The 21128-nt window shown below is 70.5% G+C and carries 19 protein-coding genes; 10 read left to right on the top strand and 9 right to left on the bottom strand.

Translation table 11 applies throughout. From position 1 onward, the window contains the following. Nucleotides 1-110: 110 nt before the first annotated feature. Nucleotides 111-788, bottom strand: a complete 678-nt coding sequence (locus ACIA8X_RS11385) for a spermidine synthase (protein WP_399458230.1) — start codon at nt 786-788, stop codon at nt 111-113. A gap of 211 nt (nt 789-999) precedes the next feature. On the opposite strand from ACIA8X_RS11385, the gene ACIA8X_RS11380 reads away from it, so the two are divergent. After that, nucleotides 1000-1866, top strand: a complete 867-nt coding sequence (locus tag ACIA8X_RS11380; RefSeq protein ID WP_399458229.1) for a rhomboid-like protein — start codon at nt 1000-1002, stop codon at nt 1864-1866. Here ACIA8X_RS11380 and ACIA8X_RS11375 read toward each other — a convergent pair. Next, on the bottom strand, nt 1849-2643 hold the full coding sequence (locus tag ACIA8X_RS11375; RefSeq protein WP_393448685.1) for a GNAT family N-acetyltransferase: 795 nt from the start codon (nt 2641-2643) through the stop codon (nt 1849-1851). The genes ACIA8X_RS11380 and ACIA8X_RS11375 overlap by 18 nt on opposite strands. 170 nt (nt 2644-2813) lie before the next feature. Here ACIA8X_RS11375 and lon point away from each other — a divergent pair, with 170 nt between their 5' ends. Continuing rightward, nucleotides 2814-5228 carry an endopeptidase La gene (gene lon, locus ACIA8X_RS11370; protein ID WP_393448688.1) on the top strand — a complete coding sequence of 805 codons (2415 nt, stop codon included), beginning with the start codon at nt 2814-2816 and terminating at the stop codon, nt 5226-5228. A gap of 60 nt (nt 5229-5288) precedes the next feature. Here lon and ACIA8X_RS11365 read toward each other — a convergent pair whose 3' ends face one another. Next, the gene (locus ACIA8X_RS11365) at nt 5289-6122 is read right to left on the bottom strand and encodes a lysozyme (RefSeq protein ID WP_399458228.1); all 834 of its coding nucleotides are present in this window, start codon (nt 6120-6122) and stop codon (nt 5289-5291) included. Nucleotides 6123-6384: 262 nt separating this feature from the next. Between ACIA8X_RS11365 and ACIA8X_RS11360 the strand changes: the two genes are divergently transcribed. Next, entirely contained in the window at nt 6385-6909 is a 525-nt protein-coding gene (locus ACIA8X_RS11360; RefSeq protein WP_393448694.1) for a MarR family winged helix-turn-helix transcriptional regulator, read from the top strand. A 49-nt stretch (nt 6910-6958) separates the two neighbouring features. Here ACIA8X_RS11360 and ACIA8X_RS11355 read toward each other — a convergent pair whose 3' ends face one another. After that, entirely contained in the window at nt 6959-7747 is a 789-nt protein-coding gene (locus tag ACIA8X_RS11355; protein WP_393448697.1) for a protein phosphatase 2C domain-containing protein, read from the bottom strand. Between the two features lie 366 nt (nt 7748-8113). On the opposite strand from ACIA8X_RS11355, the gene ACIA8X_RS11350 reads away from it, so the two are divergent. The 5 genes from ACIA8X_RS11350 to ACIA8X_RS11330 are packed head-to-tail and all read left to right on the top strand — an operon-like array spanning nt 8114 to nt 13631. Further along, entirely contained in the window at nt 8114-10846 is a 2733-nt protein-coding gene (locus tag ACIA8X_RS11350) for a nitrate- and nitrite sensing domain-containing protein (protein ID WP_399458227.1), read from the top strand. Beyond that, complete coding sequence (locus ACIA8X_RS11345) at nt 10843-11346, top strand: roadblock/LC7 domain-containing protein (RefSeq protein WP_393448703.1); 504 nt, start codon at nt 10843-10845, stop codon at nt 11344-11346. The genes ACIA8X_RS11350 and ACIA8X_RS11345 overlap by 4 nt, the downstream gene beginning before the upstream one ends. Further along, nucleotides 11343-11771, top strand: a complete 429-nt coding sequence (locus ACIA8X_RS11340) for a DUF742 domain-containing protein (protein ID WP_393448706.1) — start codon at nt 11343-11345, stop codon at nt 11769-11771. Before ACIA8X_RS11345 ends, ACIA8X_RS11340 begins: the two co-directional genes overlap by 4 nt. After that, complete coding sequence (locus ACIA8X_RS11335; protein WP_393448709.1) at nt 11752-12363, top strand: ATP/GTP-binding protein; 612 nt, start codon at nt 11752-11754, stop codon at nt 12361-12363. The genes ACIA8X_RS11340 and ACIA8X_RS11335 overlap by 20 nt, the downstream gene beginning before the upstream one ends. A gap of 14 nt (nt 12364-12377) precedes the next feature. Next, complete coding sequence (locus ACIA8X_RS11330) at nt 12378-13631, top strand: styrene monooxygenase/indole monooxygenase family protein (protein ID WP_399458226.1); 1254 nt, start codon at nt 12378-12380, stop codon at nt 13629-13631. On the opposite strand, the gene ACIA8X_RS11325 is transcribed toward ACIA8X_RS11330, so the two are convergent. The 4 genes from ACIA8X_RS11325 to ACIA8X_RS11310 form a co-directional block, all read right to left on the bottom strand. Further along, complete coding sequence (locus tag ACIA8X_RS11325) at nt 13549-14682, bottom strand: NlpC/P60 family protein (protein WP_399458225.1); 1134 nt, start codon at nt 14680-14682, stop codon at nt 13549-13551. The genes ACIA8X_RS11330 and ACIA8X_RS11325 overlap by 83 nt on opposite strands. A gap of 102 nt (nt 14683-14784) precedes the next feature. Further along, on the bottom strand, nt 14785-15105 hold the full coding sequence (locus ACIA8X_RS11320) for a hypothetical protein (protein ID WP_393448718.1): 321 nt from the start codon (nt 15103-15105) through the stop codon (nt 14785-14787). After that, a complete protein-coding gene (locus ACIA8X_RS11315) occupies nt 15098-15751 on the bottom strand; it encodes a TetR/AcrR family transcriptional regulator (protein ID WP_393448721.1) in 654 nt (217 codons plus the stop codon). Before ACIA8X_RS11315 ends, ACIA8X_RS11320 begins: the two co-directional genes overlap by 8 nt. Nucleotides 15752-16064: 313 nt before the next feature. Next, entirely contained in the window at nt 16065-17003 is a 939-nt protein-coding gene (locus ACIA8X_RS11310; RefSeq protein WP_399458224.1) for a diiron oxygenase, read from the bottom strand. 89 nt (nt 17004-17092) lie between these two features. Here ACIA8X_RS11310 and ACIA8X_RS11305 point away from each other — a divergent pair, with 89 nt between their 5' ends. Next, the gene (locus tag ACIA8X_RS11305) at nt 17093-18199 is read left to right on the top strand and encodes a ferritin-like domain-containing protein (protein WP_393448727.1); all 1107 of its coding nucleotides are present in this window, start codon (nt 17093-17095) and stop codon (nt 18197-18199) included. Here ACIA8X_RS11305 and ACIA8X_RS11300 read toward each other — a convergent pair. Beyond that, nucleotides 18193-18486 (bottom strand): hypothetical protein, encoded by a 294-nt coding sequence (locus tag ACIA8X_RS11300; protein WP_393448730.1) that lies wholly within the window; start codon nt 18484-18486, stop codon nt 18193-18195. The two genes, ACIA8X_RS11305 and ACIA8X_RS11300, sit on opposite strands and share 7 nt — an antisense overlap. Before the next feature lie 157 nt (nt 18487-18643). Here ACIA8X_RS11300 and ACIA8X_RS11295 point away from each other — a divergent pair, with 157 nt between their 5' ends. Continuing rightward, nucleotides 18644-21088, top strand: a complete 2445-nt coding sequence (locus tag ACIA8X_RS11295) for a S8 family serine peptidase (RefSeq protein ID WP_393448733.1) — start codon at nt 18644-18646, stop codon at nt 21086-21088. Nucleotides 21089-21128 lie beyond the last annotated feature (40 nt).

Raw genomic sequence — 21128 nt, 5'->3', positions numbered from 1 at the left:
CGGAATCCGTGGGGTGATTCCTCTGACTGGCTATGCCTGCTCATGCTTGCGATTGACGCTTGAATGATCCGCGTCAGGTGAGCAGAGTACGGGGAGTCACGGCGCCACGGCTATCCAGGTTGTACGGCGAGGTGCACGACGTCCGGAACGCCCCGGGCAACGGGGATCTCTTCGGTACGCACCTGTTGGAATCCGGCATTACGCAAGGTTTCTTCGAATTCCGGAGAAGGCTGGGCGGACCATACGGCCAGCACCCCGCCTGGCCTCAACGCCCCTGCACAGGCTGCCAGTCCACCCGGCGAGTACAGGCTGTCGTTGCCCTCGGTGACAGTCCAGCCGGGCCCGTTGTCGATGTCGAGACACAGGGCGTCATACGTGTCGGAAGTCTCATGTACGTACGCCACGAGATCCGTTTCCAGAATCTCGGTGCGCGGATCGGCGAGGGCGCGGGCCGAGAACTGCGACAAGGGTCCGTCAAGATGCCAGCCGATAATCGCGCTCTCGCGCTCCGCGACGGTGATCCGTCCCGGGCGGGGATCGGCGGCGGCATGTGCGAGCGAGAACCCCACTCCGAGCCCGCCGATCAGCAGGTGGGGCTCCGGTCGCCCGTCCAGCGCGCCGAGCGCCACATCGACCAGCAGGCGCTCCGAACGGCCGTCGGAGGTGTCCATCAGGAAGCAGCCGTTCGCGATGATCTGGAGCAACTCGCCGTGCCGCCGCAGCACGACCTCGCCGTGGGGGCCTTCGTGACGGTCCAGTACTTCGGGGATGTCGTACGAAGTGGGCATCCGGCCATCCTGGCAGGTGAGGCCGGCGGGGCCGAGCGGATTTGTAGGTTCTGGCGGGGCACGGGGTCCCCCTATGGGGTGAAGAGGTCCGGAACCAGGGCGCCCGGGTGCCAGTTGAGAGGTTCCTGAGAATCCGCTACCGAGTGGCGCAGGTCACAGACATGGGCGGGCCGCAGGCGAAGGGTGGGGGAAACGGAAGGAGCGCTTCACCTTGGAACGGACTGCGGCTGGGGGTGTGACGGGCTCGGTTCCGGAGTCCGGTGAGGCGGGCCTGCCCGATGTCGCCGGGCTGCTGGACGGTATGCCGCGGCAGCGCGGGCCGGTGGGCGCCACCGCGACGAGCGCCCCGGCGACCATCACCCCGGCGACCGGCGCCACCGCGACGAGCGCCGCCACGACGCAGCTCCCCGCGCCGGTCATCACGGAGGTCGCCGCTCCCCGCCCCCATCCCCTCCGCCCCTGGCGGCTGCTCCCCACTCCCACCGGCACCCCGTTCACCTTCGCCTACGCCGCCGTACTGACCGTCACCTCCCTGATCACCACCTACGCCGAACCCGACCTCGTGCACGCCCTGCACCAGGGCTCCAGCACCGATGTCGCGCACCTCGTGCAGACGCCCGTGCTGGTGCTGCTCGCCAGTGCGCTGTGGGTCGCGGGCGGGGTCGTGGCGCCGTACACGCTCTGCTTCCTGCTGGTGCTCACCGCGCTGGAGCGGCGCATCGGCGGCGTCCGCACGGCCCTCGTCTTCCTGGCGGGGCACGTCCTGGCGACCCTCGCGACCGAGGTCCCCGTCGGGCTCGCGGTGCTGGTCGGCCACCTTCCCGCCAGCTCGCTGCACCGCTTCGACTACGGCATCAGCTTCGGCGTGGCGACGAGCATCGGCGCGCTGGGCGGGCTGCTGCGGCCGTGGCTGCGGTGGCCGGTGCTGGCGCTGTTCGGCGGGATGCTGCTCCAGGACCTGGTCAACCTGACGGATCCGCTGACCAATTGGGGGCATCTGATCGCCCTGGTCATCGGGGTCGGGATGTGGCCGGTGGTGCGGCGGTGGCGCGCCTCGGAGTCAGTCGCCCTCGGGTGACCACACGTACGGCGTGGTCGTGGTCACCGCCTCGCAGCCCAGCCGCCGCAGGATCGGTGCGCTGTCGTCGGAGGCGTCGACATGGAGGTACGTGACGCCGCGGGCTACGGCCAGGGCGGCGCGCGTCGCGACGAGCGCGCGGTAGATGCCGCGGCCGCGCCACTCGGCCAGCGTCGATCCGCCCCACAGGCTCGCGAACTCCGTGCCCTCGCGAAAGACCAGCCAGGCCGCCGAGACGACCTCGCCGTCCGCTTCGGCGACATGGACGGAGATCTCGTCCGGCGCGGACGCGACCCGGCCGATGAGATCGTCGGCGAGCCAACTCCAGTCCTGGCCCCACACCACCGACTCCATCGCGGCGATCCGGCGCATGTCGGCGTCCGCCGTGACCCGGCGCAACGTCACGCCCTCGGGCAGGACGGGCTCTCGTACGGCCATGTCGGCGGCGCGCCCGACCAGGACCGTCTCCTCGTCCTCGGGTGCGAAGCCCGCCGCGCGGAGGCGGTCGGTGAGGTCGGCGGGGTCGTCGTGGGACCGGGTCTTCCACTCCACCGCCTCGCCGCGCGCCGCGAAGTAGTCGCGCTGCCGGGCGATGAGCCGGTCGAGCTCGGTGCCGCGCACGCCGAGGGAGCGCGGGCCGCTGACGAGGCCACGGAATCCGCCGACGATCCGCAGCAGCGGGCCGTCCTGTTCATACGTCACACCTGAGGGCGGGGTCGGGGGCGCGCCGCGCATCTGCTCGTCGTAGGCCGCGAGAAGGATCTCTGTGTCTGTCACGGGGAGACCGTGCGGGACGGGCTGGGGTCCGCACAACCGGATATTCGCGAAACCCGAGGTCACAGCGTGTGTGGATGGTGATCGCTCACAGCGAACGGGGGCGGGGGAACATTCGTGCCGCCCCGTGCATTGAGTCGGCATAACTCAACTTGACTGCCGAAGGGGAGATCATGGCTTCGACGTCCGCACCGCTCACCCTGCCCGTGTTGCCGCTCGACGACGAGGTCGTGCTGCCCGGAATGGTGGTGCCGCTGGATCTGAACGACGCCGATGTGCGGGCCGCGGTGGAGGCCGCTGAGGCCGCCGCGCGGTCGCAGCCGGGGAAGCCGAGGGTGCTGCTGGTGCCGCGTATCGACGGTACGTACGCGGGCACCGGAGTGCTCGGCACCGTCGAGCAGGTCGGCCGGCTGGCCGACGGTGACCCGGGCGCCCTGATCCGCGGTCGCGGGCGCGTGAAGATCGGTGCCGGGACGACCGGGCCGGGTGCCGCGCTGTGGGTGGAGGGGGCGCGGCTCGACGAGAGCGTGCCCGAGCCGCTGCCCGGACAGGTCGTTGACCTGGTGAAGGAGTACAAGGCCCTCGCCACCGCCTGGCTGCGCAAGCGCGGCGCCTGGCAGGTCGTGGACCGGGTGCAGGCCATCGACGACGTCTCCGCCCTTGCCGACAACTCCGGTTACTCGCCGTTCCTGACCACCGAGCAGAAGGTGGAGCTCCTGGAGACCGCCGACCCGGTCGCCCGCCTCAAACTCGCCACCCAGCAACTGCGCGACCACCTCGCCGAGCAGGACGTCGCCGAGACCATCGCCAAGGACGTCCAGGAGGGCGTCGACAAGCAGCAGCGCGAGTTCCTGCTGCGCCGTCAGCTCGAAGCCGTACGCAAGGAACTGCGTGAAATCAACGGCGAGCAGGACGGCGAGGAGTCCGACGACTACCGGGCCCGTGTCGAGGCCGCCGATCTCCCCGAGAACGTCCGCGCGGCCGCCCTCAAGGAGGTCGACAAGCTGGAGCGGTCCTCCGACCAGTCGCCCGAGGGATCGTGGATCCGGACCTGGCTCGACACCGTGCTCGAACTGCCGTGGAACGAACGGACCGAGGACGCGTACGACATCCTCGGCGCCAAGGCGATCCTCGACGCCGAGCACGCCGGTCTGGAGGACGTGAAGGAGCGGATCACCGAGTACCTGGCGGTGCGCAAGCGGCGCAGCGACCGGGGGCTGGGGGTCGTGGGAGGCCGCCGTGGCGGTGCCGTCCTGGCCCTCGTCGGCCCGCCCGGCGTCGGCAAGACCTCGCTCGGCGAGTCCGTCGCCCACGCCATGGGCCGCAAGTTCGTCCGGGTCGCCCTCGGCGGCGTCCGCGACGAGGCCGAGATCCGCGGCCACCGCCGTACCTACGTCGGCGCGCTGCCCGGCCGGATCGTGCGGGCCATCAAGGAGGCCGGGTCGATGAACCCGGTGGTCCTGCTCGACGAGATCGACAAGGTGGGGTCGGACTTCCGGGGCGATCCGGCGGCCGCCCTGCTGGAGGTGCTGGACCCGGCACAGAACCACACCTTCCGGGACCACTACCTGGAGGTGGAGCTGGACCTGTCGGACGTGGTCTTCCTGGCCACCGCCAACGTCCTGGAGGCCATCCCCGAGGCCCTGCTCGACCGTATGGAACTGGTCCGCCTGGACGGCTACACCGAGGACGAGAAGGTCGTCATCGCCCGTGACCACCTGCTCCCGCGCCAGCTGGAGCGGGCGGGTCTGAACAAGGACGAGGTCGCCCTCGACGAGAGCGCGCTGCGCAAGCTCGCCGGCGAGTACACACGCGAGGCGGGCGTGCGGAACCTGGAGCGGTCCGTCGCGCGGCTGCTGCGCAAGGTCGCGGCCCAGCACGAACTGGGCGAGCGCGAGCTGCCGTTCACGGTCACGGACGCCGACCTGCGCTCCCTGATCGGCAGGCCGCACCACGTGCCCGAGTCTGCCCAGGACCCGGCGGAGCGCCGTACGGCGGTGCCGGGCGTGGCGACCGGCCTCGCGGTCACGGGAGCCGGCGGAGACGTGCTGTTCGTGGAGGCGTCGCTGGCCGACCCGGAGACGGGCGCGGCGGGCCTGACGCTGACCGGCCAGCTGGGTGACGTGATGAAGGAGAGCGCGCAGATCGCCCTGTCCTTCCTCCGCTCGCACGGCGCCGAACTGGAGCTGCCGGTCGCCGACCTGAAGGACCGGGGCGTGCACATCCACTTCCCGGCGGGCGCGGTGCCCAAGGACGGCCCGAGCGCCGGCGTCACGATGACGACGGCCCTCGCGTCGCTGCTGTCGGGCCGCCTGGTCCGCACGGACGTGGCGATGACGGGCGAAGTCTCGCTGACCGGCCGGGTGCTGCCGATCGGCGGCGTCAAGCAGAAGCTGCTGGCGGCCCACCGGGCGGGCGTCACGACCGTCGTCATCCCCAAGCGCAACGAGCCCGACCTGGACGACGTCCCCGCGGAGGTGCTGGACAAGCTCGACGTCCACGCCGTGACCGACGTCCGCCAGGTCCTGGAACTGGCCCTGTCGCCGGCCACCGACGGCGCGGCCACCGAGGTTCCGATCGCGGCGTGACGGACGCGACCGGACAGGCAGGGCCCGGGTCCCGTGAGGGAGGCCTGGGCCTTCGCCGTGCTATCCCTTGGCGAGCGCCACGACCCTGTCGAGCGCCCCGTTGAACCGGTTGTGGTCCCCGACGGTCGGTCCGGAGGACGTGTACTGCCACATGGTGTGGTAGCTCCAGCCCGCAGGCAGTTCCCCCACCTCCGCGGCGTACCGGGCGATCCACAGGGGGTTGACGGTGGCGAAGCCGCTGTGGTTGCCGGTGCACTGCTTCCACCAGCTCGTCGCCGTATAGATGACGGCGGCACGGCCGGTGCGGACCTTGTACCGGTTCAGGAAGTCGCGGATCCAGGTGACCATCTGGCTCTGGGTCTTGCCGTAGCAGGCGTCGCCGTACGGGTTCCACTCGATGTCGAGGACGCCGGGCAGGGTCTTGCCGTCGCGGGACCAGCCGCCGCCGTGGTCGACGAAGTAGTTGGCCTGGGTTGCTCCATTGGTGGTGTCCGGGGTCGCGAAGTGGTAGGCGCCGCGGATCATGCCGATGTTGTAGGAGCCCTTGTACTGCTGGGCGAAGTACGGGTTCGTGTAGTAGGTCCCCTCGGTGGCCTTCGTATAGGCCCACTTCACCCCGCTCTTCCACAGCGTCGACCAGGCGACGTTGCCCTGGTGGCTGGAGACGTCGACGCCCTCCGTCTGGGTGGCCAGGGTGTCGTTGGGCAGGCCGTGCACGCCGTCGTGGGCTGCGACGCCCATGCCCATGTGGGCGGAGCCGCGGGGCGGGGTGTCGTCGCCGGCGGACGCGGGGGACGGCTGGCCGGCGAGGGTGAGGGAGAGGATCGCGGTGAGGAGGAGCCCGGTGAGGTGCGGGCGCCGGGGACGGAGCTGTTCGGATCTGTGCACGGGCATAGCGTGCCTCCGCAGGCTCGGTGGTGCTCGGTGGGGAAACGCGCGGTGGTGCGGCTGCCGTTGCGGTCCGTGATCACGGCGTGTGCATGCCAGTAAACCTCTGTCAGGCAAGCTAGGCATGGAGAAGCGCAGGTGGAAGGGGGTCCGGAGGCTGCCTTTGGTCTGAGCCTGCGAAATACTGGCGGAGCTGCGGCGATGACGGCGGTGGGCGGAAACTTTCCGGACCGGGAAACCGGACCGGAAACACGAGGCAGGGGCTGACGTGCACGAAGACGGAATCGGCGACGGAATCGGCGACGGGCCGCGAGTCGAATCTGGGGGCGCTCCCACTGGAGGAGGGTCCGACAGTGGCCCGGGCCGGCCCGAATTCCTCGACCTGGAACGCGAGTTGACGGTCCTCTTCCGACGCGCCAGGGCCAAGCAGGGCGAGATGGCCCGCGAGGTCCATCCGGATCTGGAGTCAGCGGCGTACGGGCTGTTGGTCCGGCTGGGTGAAAGCGGGCGTCAGCGGGCCACCGAGCTCGCCGCCTATATCGGGGTCGGCAAGGCCACCATGTCGCGTCAGCTCCGGGCCCTGGAGGACCTGGGCCTCGTCGCGCGCGAGCCGGACCCCGCCGACGGGCGGGCCTGGCTTGTGCACCTCACCGAGGAGGGGCGCGGTCGGGTCGCGAAGGTGCGGGAGGCCCGCCGGGGCCGGTATGTCGAGCAGCTGTCCCACTGGGACCGGGGCGAGGTCGCGGAGCTGGCGCGGCTGCTGAACCAGCTGAACCGGGGGATGGAGAAGTAGGAAGCCGAACCGGGGGGGGAGAGAGAAGCAAGACCGCGAGGCCCGTGCCTCACAACTGCGCGTACACGACCGTCGCATCGTCATGCGTCTTGCTCCGCCCCAGATGCGTCCGCTCCTCCGCGTCGGCCGACTCCAGCGCCCGCACGCGTTCCACCAGAGCCCGCGCCCCCTCCTTCCGTACGACGGTGAAGCAGTCCGCCCAGTCCCCCTCCCGGAACTTCTCCACCCACCTCGTCGCCCCGTCCGTCAGCGCCGCCAGCGCCCGCACGTCCTCCCGGGCCAGCACCCCCGTCACCGCCCGCCCCGCCACCGACGGATCCGCGGCGGCCGTGAAGAAGCCGCCCTCCTTGTTGCGGACGTGGGCGTCGATCAGCGCGTCCGTGGCCAGGGACGCGCGGGGGAGGCGGGCCAGGCGGTCGTCCAGGAAGGGCGTGATCGTGCCGTCCGGCGACTCCACCAGCAGGGCCGAGTCGGACAGGACCAGGTACTCCACCGACTCCGGCGACCACCGCGCCAGGACCACCGTTGCCTGTGGGGTGCGTGGGTGAGAAAGGTCACAGGTTGCGGTGTGGGCCTCGGCGGTACGAGCGATGGCGCGGCCCAGCGCGTCGGCCAGGGGAACATCCGGGAGTGAAACGGTCAGTTCGGTCAGGGCGCCGCCGAGCCGTGCGGTGAACCAGGGAACGGAATGCAGACAACCCGTCCCGCCCCTCGGTGGGGTCACGCCGTCCAGGACCACCAGGACGCCGCCCTGTCCCGAGGCGGGAAGTCCGACACTCGCGAAGTCCTCGTTGGGGCGGGTGCGGTCGCCGGGCTCGGAAGCTAGCTCTGTTCGCATTCGGCCAGTCTGCACGAGGCCTTCACAAGGTTCGCGAAGGGGCTGCATCGGCTGCCGAATGGGTGCAGTCGCGCAGGTCAGACGCCTGATTTGGGGTGGAATGGTTCGCTCCGGGCGGGCGTGGCGGCGAATACTGCCATCGCCTGCCGCAGACGTCCAACCGGCCCGCCGTGCAAGGCATGTGTGAGCGTCGGAGAAACTTGCCCGCCAACTCCCCTCCGGGGTTCACTCCTTCGGGTGGCGGGTCAGGTGATGCGCGGTCGCTGCCCACCGGCACTGGGAGGGTCGGGAACCGCATCGAGTGTACGTACAGTCGACAGTACTTGACGGAGCGTCACTCGGATCCATGGGTATCACGAGTCAGGAATGCGAGCACCGGTGCAGAAGATGCGGCCTCGTCGCTCAGGCAAGCAGACGGCCTCCGCAGGAGGCACGCAGCCCACTCCCGGCGCCACCACCGAGGTCACACCCGCCGGCAAGGGGCGCCCGACACACGTACGCAACCGGCTGATCGTCGCCGTGGCCGTCGTGGCCGCCGCCATCGCCGCGGCCGGCGTCCCCTCGATCGTCGCCGCCTCCGGGCAACTGCACGACTCCCAGGAGCTGGTGACGCTCGCCGAGCAGACCCAGGACGCGCTCGCCCTCGCGCACTCCCTCGCCGACGAGCGCGACGAGGTCACGTCGTACATCGCCGCCGGCCGCCCCAAGTCCAAGGCGCCCAGCGAGCAGCGCAGCGTCCGGGTCGACCGGCAGGTCGAGGAACTGCGCACCGACCCCGACGCCCCGGCCTCGCTCCACGACGACCTCGACGGCATCGCGGCCGTGCGCCGCGCCGCGCTCACCGGCAAGAGCGGCGCCCTGGAAGCGCACGAGGCCTACTCGGCCGCCATCACCGAACTCCACCGGCTCGCCGAGCGGCTGGCCGAGCAGATGCCGCCCCGCACGGGCGCCGGCGCCTACGCCCTGGCCGAGCTGGACTCCGCCGTGCAGCAGGCCGCCGCCGCCCGAGGGCTGCTGCTCGCCGCGCTCAGCGTGCCGACCACCACCGAGACCGTCGTCGACCCGGTCACCGGCCTCGCGACCACCCGGAAGACCTCCTCGGCTGCCGACGCCAAGGCGCGCGCCGCCCTCAGCGCCGCCGCCCAGCAGGCCCGCCTGCGCTCCGACGCCGCCCTCGCCGACTTCCACGACACCGCCCCCAAGTCCGCGCGGACGTCGTACGACTCCACGGTCACCGGCCCCGAGGTCAACACCGCCGACCGGTATCTCGCCGCCCTCACCGACCAGGCCGCGCTCTCCGACCGGGACCTGAACACCAGCACCCAGCGCGCCGAGGCCGTCCTGTCGGCCCGCGTCGACCTGATGCGCGGCGTGGAGTCCGCCCTCTACGAGCGCCGCACCAAGGACCTCGAACAGCTCCGCGACGACGACGTCACCGCGCTGGAGATCCGCATCGCGATCCTGGGCGCCCTGATGCTGCTCGCCGTCGGCGTCGCCACCGGCATGGCGCGCTCCCTCACCCGGCCGCTGGCCGTCCTGCGGCTCGGCTCCGCCCGGCTCGCCCAGGCCGAGGACCCGGCGGCCGAGGAGCCCGTCAAGTTCACCGGCCGCAAGGACGAGTTCGCCCAGGTCGTCAACTCCGTCAACGCCCTGCACGCGCACGCCGTCACCCTCCACGAGCGCATCACCACGCTGGAGTCCGACCGCAAGCACCTCGTCGGCCAGCGCCAGAAGATGGCCGACGCCCGCGAGGAACTGCGGACCGAACTCGCCGACTCCGCCGCCCAGTTGGAGCGTCTGCGGGACACCATCGGTTCCACCTTCGTGAACCTCGCCCTGCGCACCCTCGGCCTCGTCGAGCGGCAACTCGCCGTCATCGAGGGCCTGGAGGAGCGCGAGCAGGACCCGGAGCGGCTCGCCACGCTCTTCAAGCTCGACCACTTCGCCACGGTCATGCGCCGGCACAGCGAGAACCTCCTCGTCCTGGCCGGCACCGAGCACGTCCAGCAGCACGCCGGGGCGGTCCCGCTGGTCGACGTCGTCCGCGCGGCGGTCAGCGAGATCGAGCGCTACGAGCGCGTCCGCATCGCCGCGATGCCGCCGCACGCGCACGTGGCCGGGTTCGCCGCCGACGACCTGTCCCACCTCCTGGCCGAGCTGATGGAGAACGCCACCGCGTTCTCCCCGCCCGACCGGCCCGTCGAGATCTCCGGCTGGCTGCTGGAGAACGGCGAGGTCATGCTCTCGGTCCAGGACGAGGGCATCGGCATGACCGACGAGCGCCTGACGCGGCTCAACTCCCGGCTCTCCGACTTCGACCCCGAGGCCTCCTACGACCAGGAGGGCGACGACGGCCTGGGCCTCGGCCTCTACGTCGTCGCCCGCCTCGCCCACCGCCACGGCGTCCGCGTCCAGCTCCGCGAGCAGAAGCAGGGCGGCGTCGCGGCGGTCGCGGTCCTGTCGAAGGGCCTCTTCGCGGCGGCCCCCGCGCCCGCGGTCCCCGCGGACACCCCGCACCACACCGGCACGCACGCCTTCTCCCTGCCGGGCGCGGACGCGGAGGCCAACTCCAACGTCCTGCACGGCCGGTCCAGGGACGGCGACCCGTTGGTGGCGCTGGCGGAGAAGGCCGTACGGGCGACGGAGGAGGGCGCGGAGGAGGAACGTACGGCACCGGAGGCCGCGCCCGCCGAGACGACGATGGAACTCCTGATCCCGGAGCAGCCCGCCGGGCCCGCCCAGGAGACGCAGCCCCCGGTCACCGACCCCTACGCCATCGGACCCGACACCCACGAGCGTGCCCGGGACGAGAGGGATGAGGGCGACGAGGGTGACGAAGGTGACGACGGGAGCGAACTCGTCACCGACAAGGGCCTGCCCAAGCGCACCCCGAAGATCACCGCCCCGGTGCAGGCCCCGCGCCAGCGGACCGGAGGTGTCGACGCCGAAGCCCTGCGCAGAAGGCTCGGCGGCTTCCGAAGGGGAGCGGAGGCCGGCTACCGCGATGTGGAGGCGGAGATCGCCGATCAGACGGGTCAGAACAAGGCACCGACATCCGAAGCAGCCACGGGGGGCACAGTCGAGGAGGCAAGCAGTTGACCGCGCCCAGTACCTTCGGACTGAGCAGTGAAGCCCGCAACCTGCACTGGTTGTTGACGAATCTGGTCGAGGAGGTGCCGGGCATCCAGTCGGTCGCGGTGGTCTCCTCCGACGGCCTGCTCCTGCTCTCCTCGGACCACGCCCGCAACGAAGCGGCGCGGGAGGCGAGGAACGACAAGCCCACCGGCCCCCGCGGCTCCTCCGCCGACCTCGCCACCATCGTCTCCGGCATCGGCAGCCTCACCATCGGCGCCGCGAAGCTGATGCAGTTCGGCGGCGTCAAGCACACGATGGTCGCCATGGACGAGGGCAGCCTGTTCGTGATGTCCATCAGCGACGGCTCGCTGCTCGGCGTGCACGGCTCCGCGGACTGCGACATGAGCGTGGTGGCCTACCACATGGCGCTCTTCGTCGGGCGCGCCGGCCACGTCCTCACCCCCGAACTCCGCAGCGAGCTACGGAAATCCCTCGAGACCGCGTCGGCAGGGAGTACCCGATGAGCAACGCCCCCAAGAACAAGCCCCACCTCCCCGTACGCGGCGGCGACCGCAAACCCGCCCGCGTGCGCCCCTACTCGCTCACCGGCGGCCGTACCCGCTTCGGCCACGTCCTGCTCGTCGAGACCTTCGTCAGCAGCACGGCCGCGCTGGAGGCCGGCGAGGAGCGCAGGGAGCTGACGAACGGCTCTCTCAGCACCCGGGTCATGCCGGAGATGCGGGCCATCGTCGAACTGTGCCGCCGGATGCGCACGGTGGCCGAGATCGCCGCGCTGCTGAAGATGCCGCTCGGCGTGGTCCGCGTGCTCCTCAGCGATCTCGCGGACCAGGGAAAGATCCGTGTGTACGGCACCGGAACCGGCCACGGCACGGGCCGGCCGGACCGCGCTCTGCTCGAAAGGGTGCTGAGTGGACTCCGTCGTCTTTGAAGACACCGATGAGGACCTGAAGTCCTGGCAGACGGACCGCACCCGGGCCCCCGTCGCCACGAAGATAGTCGTGGCGGGCGGCTTCGGTGTCGGCAAGACCACGCTGGTCACCGCCGTCTCGGAGATCACGCCCCTGCAGACCGAGGCGCTGATGACCGAGGCGAGCGAGGAGACCGACGACCTCACCTCGACGCCCGGCAAGCTGACCACCACCGTGGCCATGGACTTCGGCCGCCTCACGCTCGACGACGACCTGGTGCTCTATCTGTTCGGTACGCCGGGTCAGCAGCGGTTCTGGTTCATGTGGGACGACCTGGTGCGCGGCGCGATCGGGGCGGTGGTCCTCGCGGACACCAGGCGGCTCAAGGACTGCTTCCCCGCACTGGACTACTTCGAGAGCTGCGGGCTGCCGTACGTCGTCGCGGTCAACCACTTCGACGGTAGCGAGCTGTTCGAGCCGGACGACGTGCGGGAGGCGTTGACGATCCCCGCGCACATACCTGTAATGATCATGGACGCGCGGCGGCGGATCTCGGTCATCGAGACCCTCCTGTCCCTCGTCGGCCACGCGCTGGACGTCACCCCCGAGTAGGAGAACAGCCCCGGATGCGGAAGATACTCGTCGTCGGAGCCGGTCAGTCCGGACTCCAGATCGCCCTCGGACTCCAGTCGCACGGGTACGAGGTCACCCTGATGTCCAACCGGACGGCGGACGAGATCCGCTCCGGCCGGGTCATGTCCACGCAGTGCATGTTCCACACGGCGCTGCAGTACGAGCGCGATCTCCAGCTGAACTTCTGGGAGTCCCAGGCCCCGAAGATCGAGGGGCTCGGTGTCTCGGTGGCGGCCCCCGGCTCCTGGGGCGAGGGCCCCGCGGCCCGCGCGATCGACTGGATGGGGCGCCTCGACGGGTTCGCGCAGTCGGTCGACCAGCGCGTGAAGATGGCCGGCTGGATGGAGACGTTCGCCCAGCGCGGTGGACAGCTGGTCATCCACGGCGCGGCGGTCGGCGACCTCGACTACTTCGCCCGCACCTACGACCTGGTGCTGGTGTCGGCGGGCAAGGGCGAGCTGGTCCAGATGTTCGGCCGGGACGCGGAGCGCTCCCCGTACAGCGAGCCGCAGCGCGCGCTGGCCGTGTCGTACGTCCACGGCCTGGGCCCGCGCCCCGAGCACCCGGACACGGAGGCCGTCCGCTGCAACCTGGTCCCCGGCGTCGGCGAGCTGTTCGTCATGCCGTGTCTGACCACCTCCGGGCGGGCCGACATCCTGTTCTGGGAGGGCATACCCGGCGGGCCGCTCGATGTCTTCGACGGCGTGAAGGACCCGGCGGAGCACCTCTCCCTGACCCTGGGACTCATGGAGAAGTACACGCCGTGGGAGTACGCCCGGGCGACCAAGGTGGAGCTCACGGACGCGGGGGGTGTGCTGAGCGGGCGGTACGCGCCGACCGTGCGCAACCCGATCGGCAGGCTTCCGGGTGGCGGGCTCGTGCTGGGTGTCGCGGACGTCGTCGTCGCCAACGACCCGATCACCGGGCAGGGCTCCAACTCCGCTTCCAAGTGCGCGGCCGCCTACCTCGACTCGATCCTCGAACACGGGGACAAGGAGTTCGACGAGGCGTGGATGCGCGGCACCTTCGACCGCTACTGGGCCACGGCACAGCACGTCACCAAGTGGACGAACGCGATGCTGGCGCCGCCGCCGGAGCACATCCTCAACCTGATCGGCGCGGCGGGGCAGCTGCCGCCGGTGGCCGACCGGTTCGCCAACGGGTTCAATGACCCGGCTGACTTCGAGAACTTCTTTTATGAGCCGGAGAAGACCGGGGCTTACCTCGCTGAGGTTTCGGGGACCTGACCTCCGGGCGTACGGCTCCCAGGACCGGGTTGGACGCGATCGGGGAGATCTTGATCTTCTCGCCCGTGCGCGGGGCCTGGACCACCTTGCCCTTGCCCAGGTACATGGCCACGTGGGTGGCGTCCGGGAAGTAGACGACCAGGTCGCCGGGGCGCAACTCGGTCAGCGGGATCCGGTCGAGCCGCGCCCACTGCTCCTGGCTCGTGCGCGGGATCGGGGTGCCCGCGTGCGCCCAGGCCTCGGAGGTCAGGCCCGAGCAGTCGTACGCCTTCGGGCCCTCCGCGCCCCACTTGTACGGCTTCCCGAGCTGCTTCTTGGCATAGCGCACCGCCCGGGCGCTCTCGCGTGAGGGCTTGTGGTCGTCCTCGGCGAGGGCGCCGGACGCCAGGAAGTCCTTCTGCGCCGTGGAGACGCCTCTCTTTTCCAGTGCGGCCAGCTCCCCCAGCTGTTCGGCGGTGAGGGCGGCCAGGAGGTCCTCGATCTTCTTGAGACGCTTGTGTACGGCGTCCTTGTTCTTCTTCCGGCGCTCGGCGAGGGCGAGTTGGTCGTCCAGGGCCCCCCGTGCCTTGCGGGCCAGCTCGTCGGCCTTCCGCTCCGTGCCGGTCAGCCGGCCGACCGTCTCGGCGCGCTCGCGGGCCAGCTGGCCGATGACATGGCCCTGGTCCAGGGCGTGCTGGGGGTCGCGGGCCAGGAGCAGGCGTACGTACGGGGAGATGTCGGTGGTGTTCTGGTACTGCTGGCGGGCCAGGCGGCCCGCGGCGCCCCGGCTGTCGTGCAGGGCGAGGCGGGCGCGGGACAGGGCGGTGTCCAGGCGGGCGACCTCGGTGCGCTGTCTCTTCAGCCTCACCTCGGTCGCGTTGTAGGTCTCCGTGGCCTGTTCGGCCTCTCGGTACAGGCGCTGAAGGTCCGTCAGGAGAGCGGTGACGGAGCGTTCCTGGGGCTCCGCGGGTTCGGGGGCCGCCATCGCGGGGGTCGGAACGAGAATCGTGCCGGCTGCCGCCGTGGTCGCCGCGGCGGCCGTGCACAGCAGACGGAGAAGCCTTCCTGACACGTCATCACCTCCGGTGCGGAGAGGCCTTCTGCTCCGCATCGCGAGCATCGGACGTGGTTGCCGGCTTCGCGCGTCAGGTGTGCGCGGATCGGCGTAACTCCGTCACCCTTCGGTGTCTTCCGGCTTGCCGCGCGGCGTGGCTTCTGGCTTGGACCACGGCCAGTTCAGTCGGCGGGTGGGCTGCCCCTCGGGGGCGTACTCGTACTTCCAGCGCTGCGTGAGGCTCGGGCGGGCGCCCGGTGTGCGGGGGACGCGGCGGTAGACCAGGACCGTGGGCGGGCCGCCGTGCGGGTCGGGGACCGGGATGCGGTACGTCTTGGGCGGGTGGCCGGTGATGCCCAGGAGGACGGGGAGTACGCGGCCGTCCATGGGGCCGCCCTCGAAAGGGGTGTCTTCGCTCTTCACGGCACCAGTGTCAGCCATCCGCCGCCAGCTTCTCGGTCACGGCGGCGGTCTGGGGATCCCGGGCCGCGGTGACCGAGAGGACGGCGACGAACTGCTCGACGAGCCAGTCCCGCAGTTCCTCCATGGGGGGCTGCTTGTCCTCGTCGAGCCAGATGAGGGAGGCGGCCTCGACCGCGGTGATCCACATCCGCACGGTCATGCGCAGGCGTGGGCCGGGGTCGGTGACCTCCAGGTGGCTGAGGATGTGCTCGGCGGCGGCGCGGCGGACACCGTCCACTATGGCCGTCGTGCGGGATGTCTCCACGACGCTGCCGCCGTGCAGCAGGGCGCTGAAGCCGGTGTCGTGTTCGTCGACGAAGGTGAGGTAGCGGTCGAGGGCGCGGGTGAGGCGGGGGAGGAGGGGGCCCTCGGGGGGTTCGTCGAAGCAGTGCTGGAGCTCTTCGGCGGCCGAGCGGAGGGCGGCCTCGTAGAGCTGTTGCTTGCCGCCGGGGAAGTAGCGGTACACAAGGGGGCGTGAGACGCCGGCCGCCTCTGCCACGTCGTCCAGGTTCACGTCCTCGGGGGTGCGGTGGGCGAAGAGGGTGAGGGCGGCGGTGAGGAGTTGGCTGCGGCGCTCCTCGACGCTTAGGCGGCGGTAGGCAGGGGTGGGTGCCGAGGACGTCATGACCAGCAGGGTATGCCTCCGGCGGGTGGGCCGGGGATGCCTGCGGGTGCCTCCGGCGGTTGGGCGGGGATGCCTGCGGGTGCCTCCGGCGGTTGGGCGGGGATGCCTGCGGCGGCCTGTGCCGGTTCGGTGGGGGTGCGCGTAGCGCCTGCGGGTGTGTTGTGGTCGGGGCCGCGCCGGGGGGTGTCCGTCCTCGGTCGGGCGGCTCTGTCGGCCAGGAGGCTGGTCGGCGTTGACGCCCGCCGCTGCGGGCGGACACCCCCCGGCACGTCCCCTTGCCGCCGTACGCGGCTGCCCGTGCGTGGGGGTTCGGCTATGCCAGCAGGCCCGATGACTTCCAGAGCCTGCGGCCCACTCCGCGCAGTACTCCGATGTCGTCCAGGAAGTCCGTCAGGCGCTTCGCGCCTGTCTGCATGATCTCTCGGCGGTGGGCGCTGGCTTTTACCTGGGCCAGGGCTTCTCGCTTGTCCAGGCCTACGTTCGTGTAGACCTCGGGGTTGACGAAGGCGACCGAGAAGACGCGGGCGAACTCGCCGGAGGTGACTCGGGTGAACTCCTGGGACCACCTCGGGGCCGTCACCATCTGGCGGCGCAGTTCCTCGCGGGCGTAGCGGACGTGGCGGGCCTCCTCGACCACGTGGATGCGGGTGACGCCGCGGATGAGGGGCTGGACTCGGTCGTCGGGGAACGTCAGGCGCTGCATCCAGTCGAGGACCTCCTCGCCGAGGAGGGTGGCGGTGAAGGAGCCGGGGGTGGTGGAGATCGTCTTGAAGAGGCGGCCCAGGTGCTGGTGTGCGCGGCTCACCGGGTACCAGGGGGTGTCGCCGTGGGAGATCAGGCGGGCGAACATCTTGGAGTGGCGGCACTCGTCCTCTATCTCGGTGAGGGCGTAGCGGACGTGTGCGCTGGTCGCCGCCTTGTCGTAGATGTGGCGGACCAGGAGCTGCATGAGGATGATCTCGAACCATATGCCCAGGGAGGCGAGCGCTGCGGCCTCGTGCTGGGAGAGCAGGAGGCGCTGTTCCTCGCTCATGCGTTTCCACAGGGGGGTGTCGTAGAGCGAGAGCAGTTCCGGGGGCCAGAACCACTTGCCCTCCTCGAAGGGCGCGTCCCAGTCCAGCTCCTTGTCGGGGTCGAAGGAGTGCTTGGCGGAGGAGTCGAGCAGCCGCTGGGCCACCTGCTCCCGGTCCTTGAGCAGGCCGAGCGCGTCGCGCAGCCCCGCGAGCGCATCGGCTTCCGTCAGCGTCGTCATGAGCTTATGAGACTGCCTGTCAGCAAGGTCGTCAATCCCTTGCGCAAGAGTTGTTGACCCCGCGTCTACTACGTGTGAGCCTGCGGAACATGCCGACTTACGACCTGTACGCCTCGGATCCGGGAGAACCTCTCTGGCAGGTGCCGGCGACCGGCTCGGCACGTTTCAGCTGGGAGTACGACGACGGCCGCGACCGGCTGCTGGCCCTGTACCAGAAGGGCAAGGACAAGCAGTGGGACGGGCAGAAGCGTATTGACTGGGGGATTGAGGTCGATCCGGCCGATCCTCTTGGTACGCCTGATGAGTCCATGTCCCTGTACGGGACCAAGTACTGGGCCAAGCTGAGCGAGAAGGACAAGGGGGAGTTGCGCAAGCACTACGCCTCCTGGCAGTTCAGCCAGTTCCTGCACGGGGAGCAGGGCGCGATGGTGTGCGCCGCGCGGATCGTGGAGTCGGTGCCGGACCTGGACGCCAAGTTCTACTCGGCGACCCAGGTGATGGACGAGGCCCGGCACGCGGAGATCTACGGGCGGTTCCTGCACGAGAAGATCGGGATGCTGTATCCGGTCAACGACAATCTGCAGGCCTTGTTGGGCGACACGTTGCGGGACAGTCGGTGGGACATGCCGTATCTGGGCATGCAGGTGCTCATCGAGGGGCTGGCGCTGGCCGCGTTCGGCATGATCCGGGACACGACCGACAAGCCGCTGCCCAAGCAGATCCTTGCGTACGTCATGCAGGACGAGGCCCGGCACGTGGCCTTCGGGCGGATGGCGCTGCGGGACTACTACCGGCAGCTCAGCGATGCCGAACTCCGTGAGCGGGAGGAGTTCGTCATCGAGGGGTGCTACCTGATGCGCGACCGGCTGCGGGGTGTGGAGGTGCTGACGAACTTCGGCATCCCGGCCGCCGAGGCCGAGGAGTTCAGCGAGCGGTCCGAGTTCCTCGCCCTGTTCCGTCAGTTGCTGTTCTCCCGCATCGTCCCCTGTGTCAAGGACATCGGGTTGTGGGGGAAGCGTCTGCAGCAGGCCTATGTCGACATGGGCGTGTTCGAGATGGGCGACTCGAATCTGGACCTGCTGATGGCCCAGGACGAGGAGATCGCGGAGCAGTTGGACGCCGAGCGGTTCGCGGTGGAGGAGCGGGAACGGGTGGGCGAGGTGGCGGAGGCGATCGAGGCGGGCGGCTCTCAGTAGGACGCCGGGCCGAAGTCGGGCGGCGAGAGGACGGCCACCGCCTCGATGCCGTCCGCGATCTCGCGCGGCAGCCGCTCCAGCGGCAGTTCGTCCGACTCTGTTGTGTCCGGTGCCGTTCCGAAGGTCTCCAGGTACGCGGCCCGTGGGCCGGTCAGTGCGAAACCCGAGGCGATCACCTCGCCCACATCGAATCCATGGTCCGTGAAGTATGCGCGTACTCGCTCGACGGGTTTCTGCGGAGCGAGCAGCACATGGGACGAAAGAGGGTTCAGGGAATTCTGGGTCACGGTTCGTCCAACGGTCGAGAATCATGAGGGCATACGTCTAAATGAGTATGTCCAACGGGTGTGGTTTCCCCTATAGATGAAGGCTGTCCGTCGAAATTTTCTTTGACGGGTCCGTCGGAGTGTTCGTCGGAGTTGTTCATCGGAGTTGGGGGAGAAAATGCCCGATGAGGTCGATTCAAGGCTGCCCGAAATTCTGTACGCCCAGGCGTCGCCACGTTCCGTCGGCGGGACCTCGCTGTTCGAGGCGGGCGACGTCACCGTCGGACAGGCGGCGGACTACACGTCCGAGGACCAGGTCGTGGCGGTCGCCGAGGAACGGCTGACCAGGGCCGGCTTCCGCGTCCTGCAGCGGTCCCCGCAGACCCTCAACATCGCAGGTCCGCCCGCCCTCTACCAGGAGTACTTCGGCACCCGGCTGGTCATGGAGGAACGCCAGGTCGTCAAGCCGGGCGCGCGGGAGGCGACCGCCACCTTCATCGACTCGCCGGACACCGACCTGCCCGGGCTGATCTCGACCGCCGGCACACCGGTCGGCGACGTCGTGGAGGGTGTCGCGATCGAGGAGCCGGTGTTCGCGTTCCAGAACGCCACCCCGCCGAAGGTGAATTACTGGCATCTTCAGGTGCCGGACCAGGTGGCGGCACTGCTGGGCGCGAACCGGGCGCACCAGCATGGAATCAAGGGAAATGGAATCCGGCTCACCATGGTGGACACGGGCTGGTTCCGGCACCCGTATTTCGCCGCCCGGAATCTCAACGGTACGGTCGTGCTCGGCCCCGGCGCGAACAACCCGGCCACCGACGAAAACGGCCACGGGACCGGGGAATCCGCCAACGCGTTCGCCCTGGCGCCCGGTATCGACTTCTCGATGGTCAAGGCGAACTTCGTCAACATCCTCGGCGCGTTCAACACCGCCGTGGCCCGCACCCCGGCCCCGCAGATCATCAGCAACAGTTGGGGATACAGCGTCCCGAACCCGCCGCTGAGCGCCATCCAGCGGGCCCTGGCCGCCTCGGTCGCGCTCGCCGCGGCGAACGGCGTCATCGTGGTGTTCTCCGCGGGCAACGGCCACTGGGGCTTCCCCGCCCAGCACCCCGACGTCATCGCGGTCGGCGGCGTGTACATCGACCAGGTGGGCAACGCCCGCGCCTCCGACTACGCCAGCGGCTTCGCCAGCCGCGTCTACCCCGGCCGCAACGTCCCCGACCTCAGCGGACTGGTCGGCATGCGCCCGCGCGCCGCGTACATCATGCTGCCGGTCCCGCCCGGCTGCGACATCGACCGGGACCTGGGCAACGGGGCGGCCTTCCCGAACGGTGACGAGACCGCCCCGAACGACGGCTGGGCGGCCTTCAGCGGCACCTCGGCGTCGGCGCCGCAGATCGCCGGCATCTGCGCGCTGATCCGCCAGACCCAGCCGGGCCTGAACCTGCGCGGGATGCGCAACGCCCTGACGCGCACCGCCAAGGACGTCACGACCGGCACGTCCAGCCCCTCGACCGGCAGCGAGCCGGCGGGCCCCGGCTTCGACCTGGCCACCGGGTGGGGCCTGGCCGACGCCCAGGCGGCGGTGCACGCCGCTGTCCCGGCGGCGGGCGGTCCCGCGGCCTACGCGCGGGGAACCGACCGGCACGTTTTCTACTGCGGCGCGGACAATCGCCTGCGCGAGCTGTGGTGGTCCCCGGCGACCGGCGGCTGGCGCGTCGGCGACCTGGGCACGACGGCACTCGGTATCCCGGCGACGGGCAACCCGGCCGCATACCTCCTCGGCGACAGCCAGCACGTGGTCTTCCGGGGCACGGACGGCCGTATCCACGAGCTGTGGTGGTCCCCGGCGAGCGGCGGCTGGCGCACACCCGGCCTGGACGCGGCCGCCCAGGGCCTCCCGGCGGCGGGCGACCCGCACGGCTATGTCCTGGGTGACAGTCAGCACGTGGTCTTCCGGGGGTCGGACGGCCGTGTCCATGAGTTGTGGTGGACGGCGGCGACTGGGTGGAGTGTCGGTGGTACGTCGGCGATTGCGCAGGCGGTTCCGGCGGCGGGTGATCCGTATGGCTACGTCCTGGGCGACAGTCAGCACATCGTCTACCGGGGCACGGACGGTCGTATCCACGAGCTGTGGTGGTCCGCGCTGACCGGCTGGCAGCGGGGTGGGCTGGACGCGGTCGCGCAGGGTATCCCGGCGGCGGGCGACCCCCAGGGGTACGTCCTGGGTGACAGTCAGCACGTGGCCTTCCGCGGGTCGGACGGCCGTGTTCACGAGCTGTGGTGGACGGCGGCCACGGGGTGGCGTGTGGGAGGTACGTCGGCGGTGGCGCAGGCGGTTCCGGCGGCGGGTGATCCGTACGGCTATGTGCTGGCGGACACGCAGCATGTCGTCTACAGGGGCACGGATGGTTGTATCCACGAGCTGTGGTGGTCCGCGCCGACGGGCTGGCAGCGCGGTGGGCTGGACGCGGTGGCGCAGGGCATCGCGGCGGCCGGTGACCCCCAGGGCTATGTCGTCGGTGACGCCCAGCGCGTCGTCTACCGGGGGACGGACGGGCTCCTGAACGAACTGTGCTGGGCCGCGGCGCGCGGCTGGTACATCGGAGACCTCTGACCTGCCCGCCCGTGGGCCGGGGAGATCCTCCCCGGCCCAC

This window comes from Streptomyces sp. NPDC051738, from assembly GCF_044453205.1.
Classification (GTDB): domain Bacteria; phylum Actinomycetota; class Actinomycetes; order Streptomycetales; family Streptomycetaceae; genus Streptomyces.
The sequence above is the reverse complement of the archived record's forward strand: the minus strand, read 5'-3'. Positions and strand labels throughout refer to the sequence as shown.

Coding starts and splice junctions, on each gene's coding strand:
- ACIA8X_RS11305 (WP_393448727.1), top strand. CDS start 17,093: ATGCCGACTTACGACCTGTACGCCTCGGATCCGGGAGAACCTCTCTGG.
- ACIA8X_RS11315 (WP_393448721.1), bottom strand. CDS start 15,751: ATGACGTCCTCGGCACCCACCCCTGCCTACCGCCGCCTAAGCGTCGAG.
- ACIA8X_RS11355 (WP_393448697.1), bottom strand. CDS start 7,747: ATGCGAACAGAGCTAGCTTCCGAGCCCGGCGACCGCACCCGCCCCAAC.
- ACIA8X_RS11330 (WP_399458226.1), top strand. CDS start 12,378: ATGCGGAAGATACTCGTCGTCGGAGCCGGTCAGTCCGGACTCCAGATC.
- ACIA8X_RS11295 (WP_393448733.1), top strand. CDS start 18,644: ATGCCCGATGAGGTCGATTCAAGGCTGCCCGAAATTCTGTACGCCCAG.
- lon (WP_393448688.1), top strand. CDS start 2,814: ATGGCTTCGACGTCCGCACCGCTCACCCTGCCCGTGTTGCCGCTCGAC.
- ACIA8X_RS11385 (WP_399458230.1), bottom strand. CDS start 788: ATGCCCACTTCGTACGACATCCCCGAAGTACTGGACCGTCACGAAGGC.
- ACIA8X_RS11320 (WP_393448718.1), bottom strand. CDS start 15,105: ATGGCTGACACTGGTGCCGTGAAGAGCGAAGACACCCCTTTCGAGGGC.
- ACIA8X_RS11365 (WP_399458228.1), bottom strand. CDS start 6,122: ATGCCCGTGCACAGATCCGAACAGCTCCGTCCCCGGCGCCCGCACCTC.
- ACIA8X_RS11310 (WP_399458224.1), bottom strand. CDS start 17,003: ATGACGACGCTGACGGAAGCCGATGCGCTCGCGGGGCTGCGCGACGCG.
- ACIA8X_RS11350 (WP_399458227.1), top strand. CDS start 8,114: ATGCGAGCACCGGTGCAGAAGATGCGGCCTCGTCGCTCAGGCAAGCAG.
- ACIA8X_RS11340 (WP_393448706.1), top strand. CDS start 11,343: ATGAGCAACGCCCCCAAGAACAAGCCCCACCTCCCCGTACGCGGCGGC.